Source organism: Plantactinospora sp. CNZ321 (assembly GCF_004217235.1).
The window spans coordinates 4388896-4415174 of the sequence record NZ_SHKQ01000001.1; the positions used below are offsets into that span (position 1 = coordinate 4388896).

Below are 26279 nucleotides of genomic sequence, written 5' to 3' on the forward strand. Positions count from 1 at the left end.
CTGAACTGACGATTTTGTAGTGGACCTCGAAGGTATCGACGTCGGACAAGGGGCCGGGCAGACGGCGGGCACCGATGACCGGACGACGGTCCGGAATGCTGATGATCCGCCATTAGACTGGGCCGGCCGCGGTTCGTCGACGGGGAGGACGGCGATGACCTACTACGTGGAGATTCCGGTCGACGACGACAGCAGCGTGCTCGTCGAGGTGACCCACCAGGTCACCGGGGTCGCTCCGGCCGGTCGCCCCCGCGAGGTGGTGGCCCGGCTGTCGGAGACGTTCGGTGAGGCGTTCGACCGGTTCCACCGGCTGGCCCAGAGCGCCGCCGCACGGGCCCGCGACGCTGGCGGGGCCGACCGGGTGGCGATCGAATTCGGTCTCAAGGTCGCCGCGAAGGGCGGTTTCGTGGTCGCCGAGACCACCGGCGAGGCTCACATGAAGGTCACCTTCGAGTGGAACCGCCACACCGGACCGAAACCCGGCACGGCCGAGCCGGACGAGGGCGCCCCGGACGGGTCGACCGCAGAGCCGGACCACTCGCCGGACCCATCGGCGGGCCCGGACCCGTCGGCCACCGCCGGCTGACCCGGCCCGGTCAGCCGGCGAGGGGTAAGCCGTACCGGGTCAGGCGGGGCCGGAGGCACCGGCGTACTCGGGTTCGCGGTCGGGTGTCGACACGGCGGAGCGGACGCAGATCGAGTCGAGGATCTCGGCGGCCCGCACGGCGGTGTTGGAGAGCAGCGAGGAGGAGATGCCGTGGCTGTGCTCGGTACCGCCCTGGAGGTAGATGCCGGCCCGTACCTCCGGTCGGGTCCGCAGCCGGTAGTCGCGGTCCACCCGGGGCCGCCCGGCGTCGTCCCGCAGGCACACCTGCGCCGCCTCGCCGAGCAGCTCGAAGGGGTCGACCGGCCGGTATCCGGTGGCGAAGACCACCACGTCGGCGTCGAGCACCCTCCGCTCGCCGGTCACCAGCGACTCCAGCACCATCCGCACCCCCGTCGGGGTGCGGACCGTCTCGACCGGCCGCGACAGGTTCAGCACCCGGAGCCGTTCGATGCCCCGGACCTTCTCCTGGTAGACGCGTCGGTACAGCTCGTCGATGAGTTCGGCGTCGACCACCGAGTAGTTGGTGTTGCCGTGGTAGGCGAGCATCGACTCCTTCACCTCCGGCGGTGCCGTGAAGTACTCCTGCACCGCCGCCGGGTCGAAGATCCGGTTGACGAACGAGCTGTCGTCGGCCGGGCTGTAGCCGTACCGGGAGAAGACCGCGCAGACCTCGGCGGCGGGGAACTCGCGGTGCAGGTGGTCGACGGCCTCGGCCGCGCTCTGCCCGGCACCGACCACGACGAACCGGGACGGGGCCGCCGGCACCAGGCCGCGTAGGTTCGGCAGCAGGTCGCGGCTGTGCCAGACCCGGGTGTCCAGGGTGATGCCCTCCGGCAGGTACGGCCGCAGCCCCACCCCCAGCACCAGGTTGCGGGCCCGGTAGCCGACCGGGGCGGCGGAGCACGGGCCGGCCTGGGCCAGCACCTCGAAGTGGTCGAGTTCGCCGTCCCGCCAGACCGGGCGTACGTCGACCACGTCGTGCCCGTAGCGGACCATGTCGTCGACCTGCGCCGCCGCCCATTCGAGGTAGTCGTGGAACTCGACCCGGGACGGGAAGAGGTTCTTGTGGTTGATGAAGTCGATCAGCCGACCCCGGCTCTGCAGGTAGCAGAGGAAGCTGAACCCGCTGGCCGGGTTCCGCAGCGTCACCAGGTCCTTCAGGAACGACACCTGCATGGTGGCGTCGTCGAGCAGCATCCCCCGGTGCCAGCCGAAGCCGGCCTGGCGCTCCAGGAAGACCGCGCTGTCGATCCGGCCCGGGCCGGCGGCGGCCTCCCGGATGGCGATGGCCAGGGCGAGGTTCGACGGACCGAAGCCGATGCCGAGGAGATCGTGGACCTGGGAGTCGTCGCTGCGATTGGTTCGTGACATACCTGTCCCATCAGTCTGCCGGCCGGTCGGCGGCGTGGCGGAGGACGTGGATCCGTGCGGACGAGGTGCGGCTGGCGCGGACGGTCGACCATCCGCAGCATTTAGGTTAGGCTAACCTACACCATGGTCAAGGACAATATGGACCACCTGACCAGTGCGAACCGCACGGGAACGCAGGCCCGAAAGGGCTGATCGGAACGCGCGACCGGGGCAAGACGAACCAACCGTAGAGGAGACCGTCGATGCGGGTTGTGATGTTCGGCTACCAGACCTGGGGGCACCGCACCCTGCAGGCGCTGCTGGACTCCGAGCACGAGGTGACCCTGGTCGTCACGCACCCGAAGAGTGAACACGCGTACGAGAAGATCTGGGACGACTCCGTGGCCGAACTGGCCGAGAAGCACGACGTACCGGTGCTGCTCCGCAAGCGTCCCGGTGACCCCGAGCTGATGGAGCGGCTCCGGCAGGCCGCGCCCGAGGTGATCGTGGCGACCAACTGGCGTACCTGGCTCCCGCCGGAGATCTTCAACCTGCCGCCGTACGGGACGCTGAACGTGCACGACTCGCTGCTGCCCGCGTACGCCGGGTTCAGCCCGCTGATCTGGGCGCTGCTCAACGGCGAGCGCGAGGTCGGGGTCACCGCGCACCTGATGGACGAGACCCTCGACGCCGGTGACATCGTGCTGCAACGCGCGATACCGGTCGGCCCGACCGACAGCGCCACCGACCTGTTCCACCGCACGCTGGAACTCTTCGGCCCGATCACCGTCGACGGGCTGGCGCTGATCGCCTCCGGCCGCACCGACTGGGCCCCGCAGGACCGCACGAAGGCGAGCTTCTTCCACAAGCGCTCCATCGAGGAGAGCCGGATCGACTGGAACTGGCCGGCCGACGAGATCGAACGGCTGGTGCGGGCGCAGTCCGATCCGTACCCGAACGCCTTCACCCACCACGACGGCGCGCGACTGCGGATCCTGGCCGCACGGGTCTCACAGGGTCGCTACGGCGGCACGCCCGGCCGGATCTTCTACCGGGAGGGCGACGGCGTGGTGATCGTGGCCGGCGCCGACGCGCGCCGGGGGCACCGGCCGGGCCTGGCCATCACCCGGGTACGCACCGACGACGGCCAGGAGCACGCCGCCACCGACTATTTCCGGACCATGGGTGGCTACCTGACCCGCTACCCGGACGGCCGGCTCTAGACCGCCGGGCTCGGCGACGGCCGGCTCCAGACGGTTGGTCTTCGACCGGGTCCCGGCCGTCCGGTCTGGTCATCCTCACCCGGCGCGATGCAGGTGGCCACGGAGGAAGTCGAGGATCTCCCGGCGTGCGGGCCGGGCGGCCGGTACCAACCCGGGAATGCTGAGGAAGGCGTGGGTGGCCTTCGGGTAACACGTCAGGCGCGCGTCGGTGCCCGCCTCGCGGAGCCGCTCCACGTACCGGCGCCCGTGGTCGGCCACCGGGTCCAGCGCGGCGGTGACGACCAGGGCCGGTGGCAGGCCGCCGAGATTCTCGAACTTCACCGGGGACACGCTGTGCGGGTCGAGCGTGGACGGCAGGCTCAGCCTGCGGCTCACCCGCAGCCGGGACAGTGAGAGCGTGGGGTTGTCGGCGTTCTCGGCGACCGAGGGGTAGTCGGTCAGGGTCTCGGTCCAGTCCGTGGTCGGATAGTTCAGTGCCTGGGCGCGCAGCGGCGGGCCGTCCTCGCGGGCCCGCAACGCGACGAGGGCGGCGATCATGCCCCCGGCGCTCTCCCCCAGTACCGCGACCGCGCTGGGGTCGACGCCCCAGCCAGGGGCGTCCTCGACCAGCCGGACGAGCGTGTCGTAGCCGTCCTCGATCGGCCGGGGCAGCGGGTGCCGCGGTGCGAGGCGGTACTCCACCGACACCACCACGGCCGGGCAGCGGGCCGCGAGATGGCTGTTGAGCCAGTCGTTCTGCGCGGCGGTGCCGCCGATGAAGCCTCCACCATGGAACGAGACGACCAGCGGCAGTCTCCGGTCCGCCTTCTTCGGACGGTGCACCCGCAGCATCAGGCGTCGGCCCGGAAGCTCGATCGTGGCCTCCTCGATCCGGGCGTGCCGGTCAGGCCGGCCGGTGACGATCCGTGCGGCCCGGGACAATGCCGCGCGGTTGGCCTTCTCCCCCGCGGCGATCACCTGCTCCTCGGTCATGGCCTCCCAGTCCTGGCCGTCCCGCAGGAGGCGGGTGCCCAGTGGCGCCCTGCCGCTCATATCGTCCCGGTCCCGGGCGTGTGCGTCGTCATCGTCCGACCGTCCGTCAGGTGGCTCAATGGCCATCGTGCGCTCTCGGGCATGGCTGACAGCATCGTCGACGCGGGCGCCGCCGGTATTGGAGAAATGTTCCACCCGGTCAGCCCGGTCAGCCCGGTCGGCCAGGCGCGGCGCCGGGTCGGGGCGTACCCTGCGGGCCCGTTACCGTCTGGGCCACGCGACGTCGTCCACCGCGAGCCAGGGCGCGACCGCCACAGTCGCGGGTGTCATCCCGGCAAGGGCCATCACATCCCGGCAGAGGTGGGACTGGTCGACGAAGCCGCTCTCCGCCGCCACCCGGGCAGCGCTGTGCCCTGCGGCGAGGCGGTGTGCCGCGTGGTCGAACCGGATCAGCATCGCGGCGCGCTTGGGCGTGAGACCCAGCTGTGACCGGAATCGGGACCACAGCCGCGTGCGGCTCCAGCCCACCTCGTCCGCCAGGCGCTCCACCCGGACCCGCCCCCGGCGCGTCACCATCTGCCCCCAGACGAAGGCGACCTCCGGATCCACCGCCCGGCCTGCCGCACGTCGGCCGGCGAGCGCGGCCGCCACGACCCCGAAGCGGTCGTTCCAGGATCCCGCGGCACGCAGTTGCCCCTCGATCCGCTCGGTGTCCCGCCGCCCCCAGAGATCCTCGAGACCGAGCACGGTCGCACCCAACTCGAACGCCGCACCGAGCGTCGTGTGCGCGACCACCGGCGAGAGCCGTACCTGCAGCAGGTCGACCTCGCGCCCGCTTCCTCGGACGCTGCCCGAGGCCAGGCCGACGACGACACTGCCACTCTTCCGCTCGCCGCCGGCGCCATCGACGAGCAGCACATCGCCGAAGTCGAACAAGAGCGTGAGTGCCGGGTGCGGAACCGCCTGAAGCTCGACCCGACCCTCCGCCCGAGCGCGGAACCCGGCCATGCTGACCCCGGCCATCGGGCCCGAACCTGCCGGGACCACCACGTCCACCTCAGCCCCCGCGACACGAACCGGCCTGACAGGTCGCATGCCTGCCAGGGTAGAACCACCCGCCCGGCGTCGACCGACGCAGGCGGTCAGCCGGGAGGCGGGCCGGCTGTTCCGGGCGGTCGACGGCAACGACGCGGGCCGACCCGGCGAATCCCCCGGTCCGGTAGCGGACCGGACAGGTCGCGGAGGTCGGTTCCCGCGTTCGGCATCGGCGCCACCCCGAGGCTGCCTAGGCTGGCGTTGGCCGAGGGGCCACGCGTGACGGGAGAGTGGGTGCATGACCGGAACGAAGGCCCCGGGCAACGGAGCCGGCCTGCTCGCCGGCAAGGTCGCGCTGCTGATGGGCGCGGGTCGCGGCATCGGCGCGAGCGCCGCCCGGCTGTTCGCCCGCGAGGGTGCCGCCGTGGTGCTGGCGGCCCGGACCGAGTCCGAACTCGCCGACGTGGTCGGAGAGATCCGCGACGGCGGCGGGACCGCCGACTACGTGCTGGCCGACCTGACCGACCGGGGAAGCATCCAGGCTGCGGTGGAGAACGTGATCCGGCTGCACGCCCGGCTGGACGTGGCCCTCAACAACGGCGGCATCTCGATCCCGCACACCCCGATGGTGAACGCGACCGAGCAGAAGTTCGACCTGGTCACCTCGGTCAACTATCGAGGACTGTTCCTCTCGATGACCGCGGAGATCCGGGCGATCCGGGCCACCGCCGGGTCGGGGGCGATCGTCAACGTCAGCAGCGTCGGCAGCCTGCGCGGCGCACCGGGGCTCGGCCCGTACGCGGCGACGAAGCGGGCCGTGAACAGCCTCACCGAGACCGCCGCCGTCGAGTACGGCCCGGAGGGCATCCGGGTGAACGCCATCGCCCCGGGTACCACGATGACCGGGGTGATCCGGCAGTGGGCCGACGACGAACCGGCCGCCGTCGAGCGGCTCAACACGCTGACCCCGCTGCGCCGGGCCGCCGAGCCGGACGAGATCGCCGAGGCGGCGGCCTGGCTGCTCAGCGACCGCGCCTCCTTCGTCACCGGCGTCTGCCTGCCGGTCGACGGCGGCCTCCGCGCCTGATCCGCCCCCGGGCGAGGCCGACCGCCGCGATCTCGGTGCTGACCGGCGGAGCTGAGTAGTATTCGGCACCGGTCCGCTGCGGACCGCCGCCCGTCCGTCGGGCCGGGACGACGAGGGTGGGAGACCCGGTGACCGGACTGCCGACGCCGCCGCTGTTCGCCGCGCTGGCCGGGGCGCGCAGCGTCCTGGTCGCCGGGGCGGGCGGCGGTTTCGACGTGTACGCCGGACTTCCGCTGGCGATCGCGCTCTGGGACGCCGGGGTCCGGGTGCACCTGGCCAACTACTCCTTCAGCCAACTGGAGCTGCTCGACCTGGACTGTTGGCTGGCCGAGAACGTCGCGGAGGTCACGCCGGAAACCAAAGGACCTGCCGACTACTTCCCGGAGCGGGTGCTCGCGGAGTGGCTGACCGGGCACGGGTTCCCGTCGACGGTGCACGCCTTTCCCCGTACCGGGGTGGCGCCGCTGCGCGAGGCGTACCGGTACCTGGTGCGGCGGTTCGAGGTGGACGCGATCGTGCTGGTCGACGGGGGCACCGACATCCTGCTGCGCGGCGACGAGGCCGGGCTCGGCACCCCGGTCGAGGACATGACCAGCCTCGGCGCGGTCGCCGGACTGGAGGTGCCGGTCCGGCTGGTCTGCTGCCTCGGGTTCGGCATCGACGCGTATCACGGGGTCAACCACGTTCAGGTGCTGGAAAATCTCGGGGCGCTGGACCGCGAGGGCGCCTACCTGGGCGCGCTGTCGATCCCCGGGCGGAGCCGGGAGGCGACGCTGTACCGGGAGGCGGTGGCCCGGGCTCAGGCCGCCACCCCGCTGCGACCCAGTATCGTCAACGGGCAGATCGCGGCGGCGACCCGGGGCGAGGTCGGCGACGTCCAGTTCACCCTGCGGACCAGTGGCAGCACCCTCTTCGTCAACCCGCTGATGGCGATCTACTTCACCGTGGAGCTGACCGCCCTGGCAAGACGGTCGCTCTATCTCGACCGACTGGAGCAGACCGTGGGCGCCCGCCAGGTGGCGTCGCGCATCGAGGCGTTCCGGTGCGACGTCTCCAGCCGTACGCCGAGGGTGTTTCCGCACTGACCGCCCGAGGGGATCCCGACGGGATCGATTCGTGTCTTGACGCTCATCAGGGGTGACCCTAGGTTTACCCCGATGTAACAGCCGACCTCCGGAACTGCCGCGATCCACCGTGTGTCCACGGCGCGCATCCGGCGGGAGTGGATGGAGAGTAGGCCGGCTTGTCGTGGTGGGACCGGGTACGGCGGGATCACATCCTGCTGCTCGCCGCACTTCCCGGCGTCGCCCTCCTGCTGACGTTCCACTATCTACCGTGGCTCGGCAACGTGATCGCGTTCAAGGACTACCAGCCGTACGTCGGGATTGTCGACAGTCCCTGGAGCGGGCTGGCAAACTTCCGGATCATCGTCAGCGGCGATCCGGCGTTCCTGAACGCGCTGGCCAACACCCTGATCATCACCCTGCTCCAGGTGCTCGTCGTCTTTCCCGCACCGATCGCCCTCGCACTACTACTGGACAGCCTGATGTCGCAGCGACTCAGGCGGGTGGTGCAGAGCGTCCTCTACCTGCCGCACTTCCTCTCCTGGGTGATCGTGGTCGCGATCTTCATGCAGTTGCTCGGCGACGGCGGTCTGCTCAACCGGTTCCTCCTGGACCACGACCTCGGCACGGTCAGCATCGTCAGCAATCCGGAGGCGTTCTTCGCCCTGGTCACCGGCCAGGTGCTCTGGAAGGACGCCGGCTGGGCGACGATCCTCTTCCTGGCCGCGCTCTCCCGGATCGACGGCACGCTCTACGAGGCGTCCGCCGTGGACGGCGCCAGCCGGTGGCGGCAACTGTGGCACATCACCCTGCCGGGGCTGCGCGGCCTGATCGTGCTGCTGCTGATCCTGCGACTCGGTGACGCGCTGACCGTCGGCTTCGAGCAGATCGTGCTCCAGCAGCCGGCGGTCGGGGTGGACGCCAGCGAGGTGCTCGACACGTACGTCTACAACAACGGCATCCTCGCCGGTGACTGGGGGGTCAGCGCCGCGGTCGGGCTGGTCAAGGGCCTGGTCGGGCTGCTGCTGGTGCTCGGCGCCAACCGGCTCGCGCACCGCTTCGGAGCGCAGGGGGTCTACCGGCGATGACGAACCGACCGACCATCGCGGGCGTCACCGTCGCGTCGAGACCGGTACGCGCGTTGAAGGGCCTGATCCTGGCGGTCTGCTGCGCGGCGGTGGTCGTACCCTTCCTCGGGATCGTCTCCACCAGCCTCGCCACGCGCGAGCAGATCACCCGGGACGGCGGCTTCGTGCTCGTCCCCGACGAGGTCAGCTTCGCCGCGTACGCCGCGATCCTCTCCGGTGGCGTGGTGACCCGGGCGACCCTGGTCAGTTTCTTCGTCACCCTCGCCGGTACGGCGTTGAGCATGGCCACCACCATCCTGCTGGCGTACGGACTGAGCCGCCCCCGGTCGGTGGCGCACCGCCCGCTGCTGATGGTGGTGCTCTTCGCCCTGCTCTTCGCCCCGGGAATCATCCCGAGCTACCTGGTGGTGAAGAGCCTCGGGCTGCTCGACAGCTACTGGGCGCTGATCCTGCCGGTAGCGGTCAACGCGTTCAACGTGATCATCCTGCGGGCGTTCTTCATGGACCTGCCCCAGGAGGTGATCGACAGCGCCCGGATCGACGGTGCCGGTGACGTCGCCGTGCTGTTCCGGATCGTCCTGCCGCTGAGCAGAGCGGTACTCGCGGTCATCGGGTTGTTCTACGCGGTGGCGTACTGGAACGCGTTCTTCAACGCCCTGCTCTACCTGAACGACACCGCGAAGTGGCCTTTGCCGCTCGTGCTGCGGACGTATGTGGTCAACCAGACCCAGCTCGGCGTTGACCAGCTCGGCTCGGCCGGCGCGGCACTGCCGCCCCAGGAGGCGATCCAGATGGCCATCCTGGTGCTCTCCGTCGTCCCCGTCCTCGTCGTCTATCCCTTCGTGCAGCGACACTTCACGAAGGGCGTCCTGATCGGCGCGGTAAAGGGCTGAAACATCGCTCCTCCTCCCCCGAATCCCGCAGCGCCTCATGGAGCCTCGATGACCAGTGATCCGCCGATCGGCCGCCGACAGTTTCTGACCGGTGCGCTCGGCAGTGCCGCCTTGATCGCCACCCCTGCCCTGCTCGCCGGCTGCGGCGACGGCGGCGCCCCCGCGGGCGACGACCGGAACCGGGCGAGCAACTCGGCCACGCTGCCGAGCTACCTCCCGTACACCGGGGTCAGCCCGGATCTGAAGGGCAACCGGCAAGGGCTGCTGGACGCCTTCCTGAGCTACCCCGAGCCGCCGGTGCGGGCCACCGACGGCCCGCCCGGCGACGGCGGTGAGCTCTCCGCCTTCGTCCTGACCAACTCGCCGGTACCGCCGGCGGTCGGGCAGAACCCGTTCTGGCAGGAGATGAACCGCCGGCTCGGCGTCAACCTGCGGTTGACCATCGTGCCCAACGCCGACATGCCGACCAAGTTCGCCACCCTGGTCGCCGGGGACGACCTGCCGGACATCATCGTGCCGGCGCTGTACACCCCGAACGGCCTGCCCGCCGGTACGGCCAACCTGCCGGCCTGGCTCGCCGCCAAGTGCCAGGATCTCAGCCCGTACCTGAGCGGCGACGCGGTGCGGGAGTACCCGTTCCTGGCGAACCTGCCGACCGACGCCTGGCGGGACTGCCGTTACAACGGCGGCATCTACGGCCTGCCGGTGCCCCGGGGCATCGGCGGCACCCTGATGATGCGCCGCGACGACCTGTTCACGCAGCTCGACGCCGACCCCCAGCCGGGCAGCTTCGCCGAGTTCCGGGACCTCTGCCGCCAGGTCACCGACGCCCGGGCGAACCGCTGGGCGCTGGCCCAGGCTCCGCTGGACTTCGTCCGGCAGATGCTCGGCAACCCGTGGCGGTGGAAGCTGGAGGGCGGCCAGCTGGTCAGCGCGTACGAGCGGGAGGAGTTCGGCCAGGCGCTCGCCGACACCGCCCGGCTGGTCAAGGACGGCGTGGTGCATCCGGACAGCTTCAGCAACAACGCGCCGACGAAGAAGTGGTTCAACGCGGGCAGCGCCCTGATGATCGCGGACCGGTACACCGCGTGGCCGCAGTTCTTCGCGGAGAACATCGCCGGGCCGGACTTCGACATCGGCGGGATGCGGCCGCCCCGGCACGGCGGTGGCGGGTTCGCGGCCACCTGGCAGGCGCAGGCGACCAACAACTTCACCGCGTTCAGGAAGGCCGACGAGGGCCGGATCCGGGCACTGCTGAGGGTCTGCAACTGGCTGGCCGCGCCGTTCGGCACCGAGGAGTGGCTGCTGCGCCGGTACGGCGTCGCCGGGGTGCACTACCGGATGCGGCAGGGCGGGCCGGAGCTGACCCAGGCCGGGGTGACCCAGACGGTGCTCGGGATCCGCTACATCGTGGACGCGCCCGACGTGATCTTCGTGCCCGGTGCGGCGGAGGCGACCCGCAAGTCGTACGAGTACCAGAAGTCGATCATTCCGACGGCGGTGAAGGATCCCACCCTCGGGCTCTTCTCCGACACCTGGTCCCGGCGCTCCGGCCAGCTCGGCACCATCGTCAACGACGCCCAGATGGACATCCTCAGCGGGCGCAAGCCGGTCTCGGCCTGGGGCGAGGTGCTCAAGCAGTGGCGGAGCACCGGCGGCGACCGGGTCCGGGCCGAGTTCGAGGAAGCGATCGCCAACAGCAGCGACTGAACCTTTTTCAACCTGAACCGCGCGGCGCTCACACACCGCGTCCGACCTCGCGCTCCGACGGACCGCAAGGGGAGGTTGAAAAAGGTTCACTGACCCGCCCCGGCCCGGGCGGTAGGCGGGCGGGCCGGCACGGTGGTCTCCCGCCTCCGGATCGCGCGCTCTTGACCGGATATCGATGGCTGTCTAGATTTCCTTTCCGGAACGGTTCCGACGAGTTTCGCAGGCACCCGGTCATGCCCACCCTCTTACGGTCCGGAGCGCGAAATGAGCAGGTTCACCAGTCCCGCCGACCCACCGGCTTCCGTCCACGGCCGACGCACCAGCCCGAAGGCCTGGCGAACGCTGCTGTCGCTCACCCTCGCCGTGGCGGCCGCACCCGCCCTCGTCCCCTCCTCGGCCACGGCCGGTGGGCACGGCGGCGAAGCCAGGCAGGATCGGCCGGGCTTCGTCTCCACCCGGTCGAAGCCGGGCAGCCTGCCGCTGGTCGAACGCGGTCGGGCCGCGACGCTGGTGGTCAGCGCCAGCGACCACCCCGGCGTGGTCCGCGCCGTCGGTGACCTGCGCGGCGACGTCGAGCGGGTCACCGGGGTACGCCCGGCGCTACACACCGACCGGGTCCCGGGACGCGGCGAGGTCGTGCTGGTCGGCACCATCGGGAAGAGCCCGCTGATCGACGGGCTGATCGCCGCCCGGAAGCTCGACGTACGCGGCGTCGCCGGCCGGTGGGAGACCTCGGTCCAGCAGATCGTCGCCAACCCGTTGCCCGGGGTCCGCCGCGCCTTCGTGATCGCCGGCAGCGACCAGCGCGGCACCATCTTCGGGACGTACGAGGTGTCGAAGCAGATCGGCGTCTCGCCCTGGTACTGGTGGGACGACGTGCCGGCCCGACACAGCGCCGAGTTGCACCTGCTGCCGGGCCGGCACGGCCAGGGCACCCCGGCGGTGAAGTACCGGGGCTTCTTCATCAACGACGAGAACCCGGCGCTGGGCACCTGGGCGCCGAACTTCTTCGGCCCCGGGCTGGCTCCCGGCTATCAGGGCGGCCTCAACCGGCACTTCTACGCCAAGGTCTTCGAGACCATGCTCCGGCTGAAGGCGAACTACCTCTGGCCGGCGGTCTGGGGCCGCGCCTTCGCCGAGGACGACCCGGCCAACCACGCCACCGCGAAGGAGTACGGCGTGGTGATGGGCACCTCGCACGAGGCGCCGATGATGCGCGGCATCGAGGAGTGGAACCGGCACGCCCGGGGCGGCACGGACCCGTACGGCGGCAACGGCGAGTGGAGTTTCCGGCGCAACTCGGCGGCGCTGCAGGAGTACTGGCGGGACGGCATCGAGCGGATGACGGAGCAGGACTTCGAGGGCGTGGTCACGCTCGGCATGCGCGGCAACGGCGACGTGAGCCTGCCCGACGGCGACGGCATCGAGCTGATGGAGAGCATCATCGCCGCCCAGCGGCAGATCCTCGCCGAGGAAAGCGGCCGCGAACTCCCCGACATCCCGCAGGTCTTCACGCTCTACAAGGAGGTGCAGCGCTACTGGGACCGGGGCATGCGCCCGCCGGACGACGTCACCGTGGTCTTCTGCGACGACAACTGGGGCAACCTGCGGAGGCTGCCGGACCAGAGCCTGCCGGCCCGCCCCGGCGGGTACGGCATGTATTACCACTTCGACTACGTCGGCGGCGGCCGCAACTACAAGTGGGTCGACACGATCAACCTGGCCAGTACCTGGGAGCAGCTCCACCTGAGCTACCGCTACGGAGTGGACCGGCTCTGGGTGGTCAACGTCGGCGACATGAAGAACGAGGAGCTGCCGCTCCAGCTCTTCCTCGACTACGCCTGGGATCCGGACGCCATCCCGATCGAGCGGCTCGACGACTGGCAGCGGGCGTACGCGGCGCAGAACTTCCCCGACCGGTACGCCGCCGAGATCGGCGAGATCCTGCACGAGTACGGCCGGCTCCAGGCGCGGCGCAAGCCGGAGCTGTTGAACCGCCGGATCACCCTGGACCCGGCGAAGGACCCGGCGACCGACTCCTCGGCGGTGGTCTACACCGACGACAACCCGTACAGCCTGACCGCCTACCAGGAGATGCGCCGGGTGGTGCGGGAGTGGGCCGAGCTGGCCGACCGGGCCGGGCGGGTCCGGGCGCGGCTTCCGGACGGCTACGACGACGCCTACTACCAACTCGTCCACTACCAGGTGGCGGCGACGGCGAACCTCTACGCGCTGCGTGAGGCGCAGTTCACCAACCTGCTCTACGCCGCGCAGGGCCGGGCCGCCACCAACGCGATGGCCGACCTCGCGCAGCGGTACTTCGACACCGACCAGGCGATGTCCGACTACTACAACAACACGCTGGCCGGCGGGAAGTGGCGGGGCTTCCAGACCCAACCCAAGATCGGGTACGGCGACGTCGAGCGGTACGGCCCGAACGCGCCGTGGCAGCAGCCCGAGCTCAACCACCAGGCGCTGCCGGACGCCTTCTACCCGCACCTGCGCCGGATCGAGCTGCCGGCCACCGCCGAGTTGGGCGTCGCGATCGACGGCTCGGAGAAGTACTGGCCGGCCGAGTCCGGACCGGCGGTGCTGCCGACGTTCAGCCCGTACCAGAGCCAGCCGGGGCAGTACCTGGAGATCTTCAACCGGGGTTCGGTGCCGTTCGACTACACGGTCCGGGCCGGCGCGCCCTGGTTGAGGCTCAGCCGGACGGCGGGCCGGGTCACCGACCAGGTCCGGATCGAGGTCCGGGTCGACTGGCGGCACGCGCCGCACGGCGACACGACGGTGCCGATCACGGTCACCGGCCCGGGCGGCGAGAGCGTCGTGGTGCGGGCCAGGGTGGACAATCCGCGGGGTCTGCGCCCGAGGGGGCACGTCGAGGCGAACGGTTACGTGTCGATCCCGGCCGGGCACTACACCCGGGCGGTGCACGGCGGCGGGGTGCACTGGAAGCGGATTCCGGACCTCGGCCCTACCGGCGACGGGCTGACGCCGTTCCCGGTCACCGCGGCCAGCCGGACACCCGGCGACAGCAGCCCGCGCCTGGAGTACGAGCTGACGCTGACCTCGGCCGGCCCGGTGAAGGTGTCGGCGTACCTGTCGCCGCGCAACAACGTGCTGCCGACCGAGGGGCTGCGCTACGCCGTCTCGATCGACGGCGCCGCTCCGCAGGTCGTCAACGTCACCACCGCCACCGGCGCGAACGACACCTCGATGAACCGGCAGTGGGAGCGGAACACCTCGCAGAACGTCAACGTCACCACGACCACGCACCCCGTCGACGGGCCGGGGGTGCACACCCTGAAGTTCTGGATGGTCGACCCGACCGTGGTGGTGCAGCACCTGGTGGTGGAGACCGCCGAGCTGCCGTACAGCTATCTCGGTCCGCCGGAGAGCCGGCGGACCGGCCGCTGAGACCGCGGGCGGTCGCGAGGCCGCGCCATCGGTGTTCACCCCGGCCCGGACGGGTCGGGGTGAACCGGCCGACATATTGAAACTTTTCAACTCCGACGGCACGACGGACGCGCTCGAACCCAGAGAGGGATGCCCATGCGCCGAAGCCAACGCCCACGGTTCGCCGCCACCGCCCTGACCGCGCTGAGTCTGGTCGCCGCCGCCTGCGGTGCGCCGGAGGCCGCCGGGCCCGGCCCGACCGGGGGTGCGGTGCCGGACAAACCCGGCTCGCCGGTCGTACTGAACATCCTCGACGTCGCCGGCAACCTGCAACTCACCCAGTCGATGATCGACGACTTCGTCGCGAAGAACTCCGACACGGTCTCCAGGGTGACGTACTCGAAGTCGCCCTCGCCGGAACTGGTCGGCAAGGTCAAGGCGCAGCAGGACGCCAACCGGGTCGAGATCGACCTGGTGCTGACCGGGGTGGACGGGCTCGCCGCCGGCATCGACCAGGACCTCTGGACTCCGCTGCTGCCCACCCACGCCGACCGGCTGCCGGGGATGGCGAACTACCTGCCGGGCGCGGCGGCGATGCAGGAACTCGCCGGCGACCACGGGGTGACGATCACCTACTACCCGTCCGGGCCGCTGATCGAATACCTGCCGTCGAAGGTGCCGAACCCGCCGACCACGGCCCAGGGCTGCTCGACTACGCCAGCGCCAATCCCGGCGCGGTGCAGTACGCCCGCCCGTCCAACTCCGGCCCCGGCCGCACCTTCCTGATGGGATTGCCGTACCTGCTCGGCGACTCGAACCCGAAGGACCCGGTCAACGGCTGGGCGAAGACCTGGGCCTACCTGGCCGAGCTGAACAAGTACGTCCGGCTCTACCCGTCCGGAACCGGCGAGACGATGAAGAACCTGGCCAACGGGTCGGCGAAGATCATCGTCACGACCACCGGCTGGGACATCAACCCGAGGGTGCTGGGCACCGTGCCCGAGGAGGCCAGGATCGGCACGCTGGACGGCTTCCACTGGGTCACCGACGCGCACTACGCGGTCGTGCCCAAGGGGGTCTCGACGGACAAGCAGGCCGCCATCCTGGCCCTGCTGAACCACATGCTGACGCCGGAACAGCAGGCCAAGGCGTACGACCAGGGCTACTTCTACCCGGGCCCGGCGATCAGGGACGTGCCGCTGTCGATGGCGCCGCAGGCCAGCCGGGACGCGATCGAGAGGTACGGCCGCCCGGAGTACGAGCAACTGATCGCGAACAACCCGCTGGAGGTGCCGCTGGACGCCAAGGCACTGGTCGAGGCGTTCAGCCGGTGGGACCGCGAGATCGGCGGCGCCAAGGTGCGCAAGTGAGTGCGAGGAGTGAGCCGGGTCTGCGAGCCCCGCAGTCACGAACGGCAGACGTACCAGTGAGTGCGAGGAGTGAGCCGGGTCTGCGAGCCCCGCAGTCACGAACGGCAGACGTACCAGTGAGTGCGAGGAGTGAGCCGGGTCTGCGAGCCCCGCAGTCACGAACGGAAGACGTACCAGTGAGTGCGAGTGCGAGGAGCTTCGTCGAGTTGCGGCTGGACGGCGTGACGCGGAGCTTCGCCGGCCAGGACGCGCTGACCGACCTGCACCTGACGGTCCGGCGCGGAGAGTTCATCGCCCTGCTCGGCCCCTCCGGCTGCGGCAAGTCCACCGCGCTGAACTGCCTCGCCGGTCTGCTCCCGCTGACCCGGGGCAGCATCTGGGCCGACCAGAGCCGGCTCGACACCGTACCGGCCGAGAAGCGCGGCTTCGGCATGGTGTTCCAGAACTACGCCCTCTTCCCGCACATGTCGGTACGCCGCAACGTCGCGTTCGGCCTCCAGATGCGCCGGTTGCCCCGAGCCGAGATCCGGCGGCGCACCGAGGAGGCCATCCGGCTGGTCCGGCTGGAGGAGCACGCCGGCAAGCTGCCCGGGCAGCTCTCCGGCGGACAACAGCAGCGGGTCGCCATCGCCCGGGCGGTGGTGCTGGAGCCCGTGCTGGTCCTGATGGACGAGCCGCTGTCCAACCTGGACGCGAAGCTGCGGCTGGAGATGCGTACCGAGATCCGCCGGCTGCACCAGTCGCTCGGGCTGACGACGGTCTACGTCACCCACGACCAGGAGGAGGCGCTCTCCCTGGCCGACCGGTTGGTGGTGCTCCGCGAGGGCCGGGTGCAGCAGGTCGGCACCCCGGAGGAGTTGCACACCCGACCGGCGAACTGGCACGTCGCCGACTTCATGGGCTACCGCAACCTGCTGCGGTTGCGGGCCGAGCGGGGCGGCGGCCCGGACGAGGTGGTGGTGACCGGCCAGGGCCTGCGGCTGGCCGGCACCCCGGTCGGGCCGGTGCCGCCCGGTGCCGAGGTGGTCGCCGGGGTGCGCCCGGAGGACCTGCGGATAACCGGGCCGACTGACGGTGTACCGGCCGTCGTGGAGGTGGTCGAATACCAGGGGCGGGAGGTGGCGGTCGAGGCACGTACCGCCGAGGGGGTGCAGTTCAACCTCCGTACCGACCAGCGTCCGGTGCCGGGCGACCCGATCGGGATCGGGGTGGATCCGGCCCGGCTGCTGGTCTTCCCGCTGGACGGACCGGCCGCCGGAGGCTCCCGGTGAGCGCCACCGCGAGTCCACCCCGGGTCGGCGACCGGCCGGCCGAGCCGCGTCCGCCGGGCGGGACCCGGGTGGCGTTGCGGCACCGGCTGGCCGAGCGTGGCATCGACAAGCAGCTCCTGCTGCTCGTCCCGGCCGCGCTCTTCGTCCTGGTGCTCTTCATCTATCCCTTCGGATACGGCGCCGGGTTGTCGTTCCAGCCGACCGAGGGCGGTCCGTTCGCGGCGTACCAGGAGTTCTTCTCCGATCCGTACCAGCGGGACACCATCTGGACGACGCTGAAGCTGGCCCTGCCGGCGGCCCTGCTCAACGTCGCCGCGTCGGTGCCGATCGCGTACCGGATGCGGGGGCGGTTCCGGGGAAAGCGGCTGCTCACCACCGTCCTGGTGGTGCCGATCACCCTCGGCACGGTGCTCACCGCGCAGGGGCTGCTCAACTTCCTCGGCCCCACCGGATGGTTCAACCGGATCCTGCTGGGCGTCGGGCTGGCCGACGAACCGGTCCGGCTGACCAACAACTACTGGGGTGTGTTCTTCTCCATCGTCATCACCGGCTTCCCGTTCGCCTTCCTGCTGGTGCTGTCGTACCTGTCGGGCATCGACCCGACGCTGGAGCGGGCCGCCGCGACGCTCGGCGCCGGTTGGTGGCAGAGGTTCCGCCGGATCACCCTGCCGCTGCTGGCACCCGGGCTGGCCACCACGTTCTGCCTGACCTTCGTGCTGGCGTTCAGCGTCTTCCCGTCGGCGATCCTGGTCGGTGATCCGGCCGGTACCACCAGGGTGATCTCGATCGCCGCTTACGAGGCCGCGTACGTCCGGTACGACTATCCGCTGGCCGCCGCCATCGCGATGCTGATGGGGCTGGTCGAGCTGCTGGTGATCGCGGCCGTGCTCGGCTGGCGGACCCTGCTCTACACCGGATCGACGGCGGCAGGGAAGGGCTGATGAGCTCGGTGACGATCCCGGCGCCTCGCCGGCGCCGCCTGGTCGCCCGGCCGGCGGCCTGGCTGATCTGGGGCGTGGTGGCGTTCTTCTTCGTCAACCTGGCCGGTGTGATCGGCTCGGTGCTGGTCAGCTCCTTCGGCGACCGCTGGTACGACAGCTGGCTGCCGCAGGGCTACACCACCGGATGGTACGGGCAGGCGTGGCAGGAGTTCGGCCTGTTCCAGGTGCTGGTGGTGACCCTGGAGGTGTCGCTGCTGGTGGTCGGCATCTCGGTGCTGATCGGGGTGCCGGCCGCGTACGTGCTGGCCCGCCGCTCCTTCCCCGGCCGGCGACTGCTCTACCTGCTGTTCCTGCTGCCGATCCTGATGCCGCCGATCACCTACGGCATCCCGCTGGCCACGGTGCTCTACAAGTACGGTTTCGCCGGGCACCTCTCCGGGGTGGTACTGGCCAACCTGGTGCCGTCGGTGCCGTTCGTGATCCTCACGATGACCCCGTTCATCGAGCAGATCGACCCGGCGGTGGAGCGGGCCGCCCGGATGTGCGGGGCGGGCATCCGGCAGATCTTCGTCCGGATCCTCGCCCCGCTGCTCACCCCGGGCATCCTGGCCGCCTCGATCCTGGTGCTGGTGCGGACGGTCGGGATGTTCGAGTTGACCTTCCTCACCGCCGGCCCGGACTCGCAGACCCTGGTGGTGGCGTTGTACTACTCGATGTCGGCGGCCGGTATCCGGGCCCAGCAGTCCATCGACGCGATGGCGGTCATGTACACCACGATGATGCTGGTGCTGCTGGTGATCGCGCTGCGGTTCGTCAATCCGACCCAGCTCGTCGCCCGGGTCAGGGAGGACGTCTGAGGTACCGCGACGGTCAGTCCCGGAACATCCCGGCGAGCACCTCCGCGGTCCGGGCCGGGTTGGTGGCGACGAAGTAGTGGTCCCCGGGCACCATGTGCAGGCTGGCGATCCGGTCGACGGGAATCCGCGCGGTCACCGCGTCCCGGGTGCAGAGCCCGTCGTCGGTGCCGAGCAGCACGTGCACGGCCCGGGACCGTACGCCCTGGAAACCGTCCGGGGCGAGTGCGATGTCCCGGCGGAACCGGGGCAGCAGCAGTCGGGTGATCTCCTCCGGGGTGAGCCCGCTGGTCGGCAGCAGCCCGGTGCTGCGTAGCCCGGCCAGCAGCGTCTCGTCGTCGTCGGAGACCAGCGCCGACCGCTGCGCGCCGGGCACCATCGGCGGGGCGGAGAGCACCACCTGGGTGCCGTCCAGCCCGTCCCCGGCAGCGTCGGCCACCGCGGCGGCCAGCACCGCACCGAGACTGTGTCCGAACAGCACCGCCCCGTCCGACAGGTACGGCGTGCCCGCCCGCCACCAGGCGTCGGCCGCGTCGACGATGGTGGCGCCGTCGGAGTAGGTCGCCTCGCCGGCCACCACCCGCCACGAGCCGGGCAGGTGTCGGGCGAGCCGGGTGAACGCCCCGGAGGAGCCGCCCGCGTACGGGATGCAGATCAGGGTCCGGCCGGGGCCGTCGCGCAGTACCCGCATCCGGACCGCCGCCGGCCCGTTGGCCCGGTTCCGGAGGTGGAACCGGGCGAGCTTGCCGGTCGAGGTGGTCGGCAACGCCTCGACCACCTCGACGACGGCGGGACGCTTGTGCGGCGGCAGCCCGGCCCGGAACGCCGCCCGGGCCGCCCGGCGCAGCGTCCCCGGGTCGACGCCGGCGGCCGGCACCAGATAGGCGACCGCCTGTTCCAGCCCGGCCCGGTCCCGGCCGCCGACCACCGCGCACTGGGCGAGGCCGTCGAGGTCCCGGACCGCCGCCTCGACGTCGAGCGGCGAGACCTTGTAGCCACCGATGTTGATCAGGTCGTCGTGCCGGCAGAGGTACCGCAGCTCGCCGTCCGGCTCCCGCCGGACGATGTCGCCGGTGTACGCCCCGCCGTCGGCGAAGGTCCGCGCCGCCGACTCGGGACGGTCCAGGTATCCGGCGGCCACCGACGGGCCGGCCACGTGCAGCCGCCCCTCGGTCCCGTCCGGCACGAGCCGGCCGATGTCGTCCCGGACGGTCACCGTGGTGCCGGGTACCGGCCGGCCGGTCGAGCCGGGCTGGCTACCCCGGGTGGCGAGCACGATGTGCAACACCTCGGTCGCGCCCAGGCCGTTGACCAGCGGCACCCCGAATGTCGCGGTGAAGTCGGCGCACAGCGACGCCGGGAGGTGCTCCCCGGCCGAGACGGCGAGGCGCAGCGAGGTGAGGTCGGGTACGCCGGTCGGGTCCCTCGGGTCGCCCTGCCCGGCCCGGTCGAGCAGCGCGGCGTAGACCCGGGGCACCGCACAGAGCACGGTCGGGCGCTGCCGGGCGATCGTCGCGGCCAGCCGGTAGACGTCCGGCGGTCCCTGGTTGAGCAGTACCCCGGCGCCGGCGGCGAGCGGAAAGATCAGCGAGTTGCCGAAGCCGTACCCGAAGGAGAGCTTGGCGGTGGAGAGCACCAGGTCGTCGGGGCCGAGGTCGAGGATCCGGCCGAAGCCCTCCAGCACCCCGGTCACGCCGGTCCCGGTGTGTAGTACCCCCTTCGGCCTGCCGGTGCTGCCCGAGGTGTACTGGATCACCACCACCTCGGACGGCGGCTGGCTCACCGGCGGCGGTGACGGTGGTGCGCCCGGGACCAGCCACTCCGGGCCGCCCCGGGGCAGTGCGAGGCCGGCCCGGTCCGCCCGGGCGCCGCCCGCCTCGTCGGCGTGCAGGAATCCGGCCCGGCAGTCCTCGGCGATGAACCCGAGTTCCGTCTCGGTCAGCATCGGGCTGACCGGTACCGCCACCGCGCCCCGCCACCACAGTGCCAGGATCGCCACCGCGGTCGGCAGGTCGTCGTCGGCCACCACCAGACCCCGGGTGCCGGGGCCGACCCCCGCCTCGGCCAGCCGCGCCGCGTAGCCGCGTGCCGCCCGGTACAGCTCCGTGTAGCTGAGCTGCCCGCCCGCGCCGGTCAGGTAGGCGACCCGCTCGCCCCGACCGGACGCGAGCGCTCGCCCCACCAGCCGCTCGACGAGGTTGGCGCTCCCCATGATGAGACCTCCAGGATGGCTGCGTTGCCAGATGGTTCGATCGCGAGCGCGAGCAGGCTGGTCGGGGCCGAGGCGCTGGCGCAGTACGCGACGGCGCAGGCCGCCGCCAGCAGGCCGCCGGCCGCCCCGAAGTCGCCGAGCGACCGTTCCAGGTGCCAGGCCGGTCGGCCGCCGACCTCGGCGAGTGCCTCGGCCAGCTCGGTGTCCACGGTGGAGACGATGGTGCCGACCGTTCCGGCCGGGGTACCGCCGGCCGCCGCGTCCCGCTCGGAGGCGCGGCGGACGGACGGTGCACCGGCGGACGGTCCGGCCGCACTGCCCGATCCCGCGGGGCGGGCGGCGCGGACCAGGGCGCGGCACTGGGCCGCCAGGTCGGAGCGGTCGAGGGTGATCCGGTGGAACCGCCCCAGCCGGATGCCCGGCTCATCGTCCCGGCACGGCGACACCGCCAGGCAGGCGGCGCCCTCGGCCGCGACGAAGGCGTCGGCGAGCCCGGGCAGAGTCCACCGGCTCACCGTCGCCGAGCCGCCGACCAGGGCCCGGGCCGCCTCGCCGTCGGCGAGCAGCCGGGTCGCCTCGACCAGGGCGGTCAGGCCGGCCGCCGTACCGCCGGTCGTCGTTTCGTTCGGCCCGTCGAGTCCGAGCCGGATGGAGACGGTCGCGGCCGGCCCGTTGAACGCCGAGGCGGGACCGAGGGTCGGGCTGGTCAGCCCCGGGTCCAGGGTGGCGGCCTCGACGCAGAGGGCGGCGTACTCGGCCAGTCCCGCACTCGAACTGGCCCAGAGCACCGCGGCCGGACCGGTCTGGACGGGGTCGTCCGGCGACGTCGCGAGCCACGGGTCGGGCGGATGGTCGGGCGGGGTTGGATATGCCTCGGCGGCGGCGGCCAGCGCGAGCAGGGACTCGGCGGGGACGGCCCGCAGGCCCCGCCCGGCGACGGCGGTCGGGATCCGGGGCGGGACCGGGGCGTGCGTCCGCCGGTCGAGCGGGGCGAGGTCGGTGTCCGGGGCGGTGAAGCGGCGTACCGGCGCCGGCGGCAGGGGTGCGCCGTCGACCACCCGGGCCAGCTCCGCCGCGTCGGCCACGCCGGGCAGCCGCAGCCCCAGGCCGCGTACGGCCAGACAGGCGTCAACCGGCGGCACGGTCGGCCTTTCCGAGCAGTACGGTCGAGACGCCGCCGCCGAAGCCGAACGCCTGGCTCAGCACGACCCCGACCGGAGCCGGCCGGCCGGCCGGCTCGACCAGGTCGATGCCGCCGCAGGCCGGGTCGGGTTCGATCAGGGTGACGTTGCCCGGCACCAGGTCGGCGCCGAGCGCGTGCACCGCGACGATCGCCTCCAGGGCGGCGGCGGCCCCCTCGGCGTGCCCGAGCTGCCCCTTCACCGAGGAGACCACCGGTCGGCGGCGGCCGGCCAGCGCCTTGGCCACCGCCCGCGCCTCGATCCCGTCACTGGCCTGGGTGCCGGTGCCGTGTGCGCAGACCCAGTCGACGTCGTCGCTGGTCAGCCCGGCTCGGTCGAGGCAACCGTGGATGGTCGACACCAGGCCGTTGCCGTCCGGGTGCGGCTGGGTGGGGTTGTGCGCGTCGGCCGCGGCGGCGCAGCCGAGTAGCCGGGCCAGTGCCCGCCCGCCCCGGGCCGCCACCCGGTCGGCCCGCTCCAGGACCAGCACTCCGGCGCCCTCGCCCGGGATGGTGCCCCGGCGGTGCACGTCGAACGGTCGCACGGTGTCGACCGCGAGCGCGCGCAGCGAGGTGAACATGGCGAGGATCTCCAGGGAGAGTTCGGAGACGCCGCCGCAGACCGCTACGTCGACCTCGTCGGCCGCGACCGCCCGGGCTCCGGCGGCGATCGCGCTGTTTCCGGCCGCGCAGCCGGGTGCGAACAGCGCCGTCGGGCCGGTTACCGTGACCACCTCGCGCAGGATGTCCAGCAGTGTGTCCGGCCGGGCCCAGCCCTGGCCCGGCACGTCGAGCCGGCGCGTCCCGATCCCCCGGTCCAGGATCGGCCGGGTGGCCATCACGGTGCCGGCGAAGACGCCCAACCGGTGCGCCCGGCTCCGTTCCGGCACTCCGGCATTCCGGAGCGCCTCCAGTGCGGCGACCGCGAGGAACCGGGCGGCCAGGGATTCGTGGCCGGGAACCATCGCGTCGAGGTCCACGACCGCGCCGGCCGGCACCTCGGCGCCGCATCGGGCCGGGTAGCGGGACATGTCGAACCGGGCCACCGGGCCGGTCAGCACCCGCCGCTCGGTCACCGCCGTCCAGAGCGCGTCCGCGCCGAGGCCGGCGGCGGAGACCGCACCGACTCCGGAGATCACCACGGCCGGGCGTCCGGGCCGGGTCCGGTCACGGGCCAACGGAGATGCCCCGATCCCGGAGTACGGCGAGGGTGTCACCGAAGTCCTGGAGTCCGGCCGCCTCCTCGTCGGTCAGCCGTACGCCGAGCTGCCGCTCGATCCGCACGACGAATTCGACCTTCTGCACGGAGTCGATTCCGAGATCCTCGTAGAAGGCCGCGCCCTCGGTGATCTCGTCCGGGTCGACCTCGAAGATCTCTGCCGCCAGGTCCCGCAGAACGGCGGTCGACACCCTGTCTCGCTGCGCCAAGTCCGGCTCCCTTCCCGATCACCGCTCGCCACGTTTCGTGGAACTTGCGGGTGGGCTCACAGTGAAGTTTTCCAGGAAGGAAACGACGCGGGAATCGCTGGAGATGCGACCGAATAGCTTGTTCACGCCAACCGAACAGCTCGTTACCGCAACCCGATCAGGTCGGCAGGGAACGGAAAACTTCATATCGTCACCGGACGATCTTTCGGCGTCGGATGATGGCCGGTTCGGCGGCAGACATTGTCGTTGATCACTCGTAGCTGATCGGATTCATGTCGGCATGGGCAGCAGCGCCACCGGACCGGCGTCGATACCGATCCGGAGCAGGGCGTACGGACGGCGGCGCCGGTCCACCCCGCCGGAGTAGTCGGGCTGGCGGTGGAGCTGGTTGGCGGTGACGTAGAGGTACCCGTCGGCGCCAACGGACAGGGTGTCCGGCCAGAGCAGGCGCGGGTCGTGTACCACGGTCTCGAACCGGCCGTCCGGGTGCCGGCGCAGGATGGCGTTCTGCTCGTAGGCGGTGAGGTAGAGCCGGCCCGCGTCGTCGCTCTCCAGACCGTCGGAGCCGGACCCCTTGTCGCCCTCGTCGCGGACCGTCGCCGCCACCTCTGCGTCGTCCAGGGACCGGTCGACGAGTGCGTCCACCGAGACGCTGAAGAGCCGGCGGGAGGCGAGCGGGCAGTAGTAGAGGCGGCTGCCGTCGGCCGAGATCGCGATCCCGTCGGAGCCCATGGCGACCGGGCTCGGCGGCCCGTCTGGTGGGCAGACCAGGAACGGCCGCCCCTCGACCAGGGGACGGAAGGTGGTCAGCGGTTCGGCCTTGGTGGAGGGATGGTCGTGCAGCCGGCGCCAGGCCGTCCCGCTGGCCAGGTCCACCACCACGATCCCGTTCGGGCCGGAGGTGGACGAGTCGGTGATGAACGCCGCGCCGGCTGAGCGGCGGCGCAGGTCGAACCGGACGTCGTTGAGATACGAGGTGGGCAGCGCCACGTCGGCGGAGAAGACGATCGTCTGGGTGACCAGGTCGGTGTCGAGGTCGACGCAGACCAGCTTGGGACCACCGTGGCGGGTCGGCTGGAACTTCGGGCTGCCGGTGTCGAGGATCCAGAGCCGGTCGGTCGGGTCAACGACGACGCTCTGCACCGAGACCAAGGAGCCGGCGTCGTCGTCGCCGGCCGGATTGTTCCAGTCCCGATCCGGATAGGGCACGCAGGTGCCCTCGCGCAGTTCGGCGACGGTGGCGTCGACCTGGTCTCCCCAGCGCGGGAAGTTGACGAAGATCCTTCCCTGCCGGGAGACGGTCACCCCGGTCGGCATGGCACCGGAGAAGGTGTGCACCGTCTCCAGTCGGCCGAGCGGCTCGTCGCTGGTCAGTTCGTCGCTCATCCGCACCCCCCGTGGCCCGCCCGCACACCGGCCGGTCGAGCCGGCGACCGGCTCGACCACCCCGCCACTGTAAGCCGAACTACTGGGCTGAATGCTTGAATAGCCGGATTTACCTGGACATCACCGGACCAGTCGCCACCGAATCGAAGGACACAGCCGCACATCGATGTAGAAGTCTTTCCAAGAGGGCTCGTGATTGGTTAAATACCTTCAACTTTCGCCCGCCTGCGCCGAAGGACTCTTCGATGAAGACCGGATACGTACGAAGCCTGGCCAGCCTTGCCGCGGCCGCGCTCGCCGCCCCGATCCTGCTGACGGCCACCCCCGCCAGCGCCGCGACGGTAACCGTCGACAACGCCAGCGCCGACCGCTTCACCGCCAGCGCCAACTGGGGCACCTCCACCTGGTCCGCCGACCGGCAGGGCCCCGACTACCGGTACGCCACCCCCGACACCACCGCCAGCGACGCCGCCTGGTTCAAGGTCGACGTGCCCAGCGCCGGCAGCTACCTGGTCGAGGTCTTCTACCCGGCCGACCCCGGCTACAACAACGCCACCCCGTTCGTCGTCGCCACGACCAGCGGCAACCAGACCGTCCCGGTCAACCAGCGGGTCAACGGCGGCCAGTGGGTCAGCCTCGGCACCTTCTCGCTCGCCGCCGGGGACTACAACGCGGTCGGGGTCAGCCGGTGGACCAGCGGCACCGGATACGTCGTCGCCGACGCGGTCCGGATCACCACCGCCACCGATGGCGGCACCAGCTTCTCGTTGCCGCTGCCCCGGACCGCGCTGCCGCGCAGCGAGTACGACGACCCGCACCACGACTACGCGGCGATCGACCTGCCGGTGCCGACCGGTACGGCCGCGTACGCCGTCCGGGCCGGCACCGTGGTCCGGATCGACGACAGCAGCTGTGGCCGGGGCATCAACCTGACCGGCACCGACGGGGCGATCTACACGTACTGCCACTTCTCCGCCTGGTCGGTGTCGACCGGTGCCACCGTCACCGCCGGGCAGCGGATCGGCTCGACCGGCAACACCGGCAACTCGACCGGTCCGCACCTGCACTTCGGCATCCGGACCGGCAGCACCCGCCGCTGCCCGCAGCCCTTCCTGCTCGCCCTCTACGACGGCGTCACCCCGCCCGCCGCCAGCAGCCTGCCCACCAGCGGCTGCAGCTACTGAACCAGGGGGCAAGGGCCCCGGCTCC

General features: G+C 71.5%; 22 protein-coding genes. 14 read left to right on the plus strand and 8 right to left on the minus strand.

Annotation, left to right across the window (positions count from 1 at the left end; translation table 11 throughout):
- The first annotated feature begins 154 nt into the window (after nucleotides 1–154).
- Entirely contained in the window at nucleotides 155–586 is a 432-nt protein-coding gene (locus EV371_RS19190; RefSeq protein WP_130463265.1) for a CU044_2847 family protein, read from the plus strand.
- A gap of 39 nt (nucleotides 587–625) precedes the next feature.
- Here EV371_RS19190 and EV371_RS19195 read toward each other — a convergent pair whose 3' ends face one another.
- Nucleotides 626–1978, minus strand: coding sequence for a lysine N(6)-hydroxylase/L-ornithine N(5)-oxygenase family protein (locus tag EV371_RS19195; RefSeq protein ID WP_130463266.1), 1353 nt, complete (start codon nucleotides 1976–1978; stop codon nucleotides 626–628).
- Between the two features lie 242 nt (nucleotides 1979–2220).
- On the opposite strand from EV371_RS19195, the gene EV371_RS19200 reads away from it, so the two are divergent.
- A complete protein-coding gene (locus EV371_RS19200; protein ID WP_130463267.1) occupies nucleotides 2221–3180 on the plus strand; it encodes a methionyl-tRNA formyltransferase in 960 nt (319 codons plus the stop codon).
- Between the two features lie 75 nt (nucleotides 3181–3255).
- Here EV371_RS19200 and EV371_RS19205 read toward each other — a convergent pair whose 3' ends face one another.
- Together EV371_RS19205 and EV371_RS19210 are read right to left on the minus strand one after the other, a co-directional pair.
- Entirely contained in the window at nucleotides 3256–4152 is an 897-nt protein-coding gene (locus tag EV371_RS19205; protein ID WP_130466051.1) for an alpha/beta hydrolase, read from the minus strand.
- 261 nt (nucleotides 4153–4413) lie between these two features.
- Nucleotides 4414–5247 carry an AraC family transcriptional regulator gene (locus EV371_RS19210; protein WP_349340158.1) on the minus strand — a complete coding sequence of 278 codons (834 nt, stop codon included), beginning with the start codon at nucleotides 5245–5247 and terminating at the stop codon, nucleotides 4414–4416.
- A gap of 238 nt (nucleotides 5248–5485) precedes the next feature.
- On the opposite strand from EV371_RS19210, the gene EV371_RS19215 reads away from it, so the two are divergent.
- From EV371_RS19215 to EV371_RS19260, 11 genes are all read left to right on the plus strand, one after another.
- Nucleotides 5486–6274 (plus strand): glucose 1-dehydrogenase, encoded by a 789-nt coding sequence (locus tag EV371_RS19215; protein ID WP_130463268.1) that lies wholly within the window; start codon nucleotides 5486–5488, stop codon nucleotides 6272–6274.
- Nucleotides 6275–6402: 128 nt separating this feature from the next.
- Nucleotides 6403–7359, plus strand: coding sequence for a DUF1152 domain-containing protein (locus EV371_RS19220; RefSeq protein ID WP_130463269.1), 957 nt, complete (start codon nucleotides 6403–6405; stop codon nucleotides 7357–7359).
- A gap of 158 nt (nucleotides 7360–7517) precedes the next feature.
- The gene (locus EV371_RS19225; protein ID WP_207230540.1) at nucleotides 7518–8426 is read left to right on the plus strand and encodes an ABC transporter permease subunit; all 909 of its coding nucleotides are present in this window, start codon (nucleotides 7518–7520) and stop codon (nucleotides 8424–8426) included.
- The gene (locus EV371_RS19230) at nucleotides 8423–9319 is read left to right on the plus strand and encodes a carbohydrate ABC transporter permease (RefSeq protein ID WP_130463270.1); all 897 of its coding nucleotides are present in this window, start codon (nucleotides 8423–8425) and stop codon (nucleotides 9317–9319) included. Before EV371_RS19225 ends, EV371_RS19230 begins: the two co-directional genes overlap by 4 nt.
- A gap of 48 nt (nucleotides 9320–9367) precedes the next feature.
- Nucleotides 9368–11029, plus strand: coding sequence for an extracellular solute-binding protein (locus EV371_RS19235; protein WP_130463271.1), 1662 nt, complete (start codon nucleotides 9368–9370; stop codon nucleotides 11027–11029).
- A gap of 264 nt (nucleotides 11030–11293) precedes the next feature.
- Nucleotides 11294–14449, plus strand: a complete 3156-nt coding sequence (locus EV371_RS19240) for a glycosyl hydrolase 115 family protein (protein WP_130463272.1) — start codon at nucleotides 11294–11296, stop codon at nucleotides 14447–14449.
- A 135-nt stretch (nucleotides 14450–14584) separates the two neighbouring features.
- The gene (locus EV371_RS34425) at nucleotides 14585–15214 is read left to right on the plus strand and encodes a type 2 periplasmic-binding domain-containing protein (protein WP_486484696.1); all 630 of its coding nucleotides are present in this window, start codon (nucleotides 14585–14587) and stop codon (nucleotides 15212–15214) included.
- Nucleotides 15166–15798 carry an extracellular solute-binding protein gene (locus EV371_RS34430; RefSeq protein ID WP_486484697.1) on the plus strand — a complete coding sequence of 211 codons (633 nt, stop codon included), beginning with the start codon at nucleotides 15166–15168 and terminating at the stop codon, nucleotides 15796–15798. Before EV371_RS34425 ends, EV371_RS34430 begins: the two co-directional genes overlap by 49 nt.
- A gap of 176 nt (nucleotides 15799–15974) precedes the next feature.
- On the plus strand, nucleotides 15975–17069 hold the full coding sequence (locus EV371_RS19250; RefSeq protein ID WP_130463273.1) for an ATP-binding cassette domain-containing protein: 1095 nt from the start codon (nucleotides 15975–15977) through the stop codon (nucleotides 17067–17069).
- The gene (locus tag EV371_RS19255; protein WP_130463274.1) at nucleotides 17066–18010 is read left to right on the plus strand and encodes a carbohydrate ABC transporter permease; all 945 of its coding nucleotides are present in this window, start codon (nucleotides 17066–17068) and stop codon (nucleotides 18008–18010) included. Before EV371_RS19250 ends, EV371_RS19255 begins: the two co-directional genes overlap by 4 nt.
- The gene (locus EV371_RS19260) at nucleotides 18010–18867 is read left to right on the plus strand and encodes an ABC transporter permease subunit (RefSeq protein ID WP_130463275.1); all 858 of its coding nucleotides are present in this window, start codon (nucleotides 18010–18012) and stop codon (nucleotides 18865–18867) included. The genes EV371_RS19255 and EV371_RS19260 overlap by 1 nt, the downstream gene beginning before the upstream one ends.
- Before the next feature lie 13 nt (nucleotides 18868–18880).
- Here EV371_RS19260 and EV371_RS19265 read toward each other — a convergent pair whose 3' ends face one another.
- From EV371_RS19265 to EV371_RS19285, 5 genes are all read right to left on the minus strand, one after another.
- On the minus strand, nucleotides 18881–21076 hold the full coding sequence (locus EV371_RS19265) for an AMP-binding protein (RefSeq protein WP_130463276.1): 2196 nt from the start codon (nucleotides 21074–21076) through the stop codon (nucleotides 18881–18883).
- A complete protein-coding gene (locus tag EV371_RS19270) occupies nucleotides 20998–22218 on the minus strand; it encodes a beta-ketoacyl synthase N-terminal-like domain-containing protein (RefSeq protein ID WP_130463277.1) in 1221 nt (406 codons plus the stop codon). Before EV371_RS19270 ends, EV371_RS19265 begins: the two co-directional genes overlap by 79 nt.
- Nucleotides 22205–23398 (minus strand): beta-ketoacyl synthase N-terminal-like domain-containing protein, encoded by a 1194-nt coding sequence (locus EV371_RS19275; protein WP_165436737.1) that lies wholly within the window; start codon nucleotides 23396–23398, stop codon nucleotides 22205–22207. The genes EV371_RS19270 and EV371_RS19275 overlap by 14 nt, the downstream gene beginning before the upstream one ends.
- Nucleotides 23399–23423: 25 nt before the next feature.
- Nucleotides 23424–23666, minus strand: coding sequence for a phosphopantetheine-binding protein (locus EV371_RS19280; protein ID WP_165436738.1), 243 nt, complete (start codon nucleotides 23664–23666; stop codon nucleotides 23424–23426).
- A 288-nt stretch (nucleotides 23667–23954) separates the two neighbouring features.
- The gene (locus EV371_RS19285; protein ID WP_130463280.1) at nucleotides 23955–25070 is read right to left on the minus strand and encodes an L-dopachrome tautomerase-related protein; all 1116 of its coding nucleotides are present in this window, start codon (nucleotides 25068–25070) and stop codon (nucleotides 23955–23957) included.
- A gap of 245 nt (nucleotides 25071–25315) precedes the next feature.
- Here EV371_RS19285 and EV371_RS33465 point away from each other — a divergent pair, with 245 nt between their 5' ends.
- Nucleotides 25316–26254: a golvesin C-terminal-like domain-containing protein gene (locus tag EV371_RS33465; protein ID WP_165436739.1), complete on the plus strand. Its 939-nt coding sequence runs from the start codon at nucleotides 25316–25318 to the stop codon at nucleotides 26252–26254.
- The last annotated feature ends 25 nt before the right edge of the window (nucleotides 26255–26279 follow it).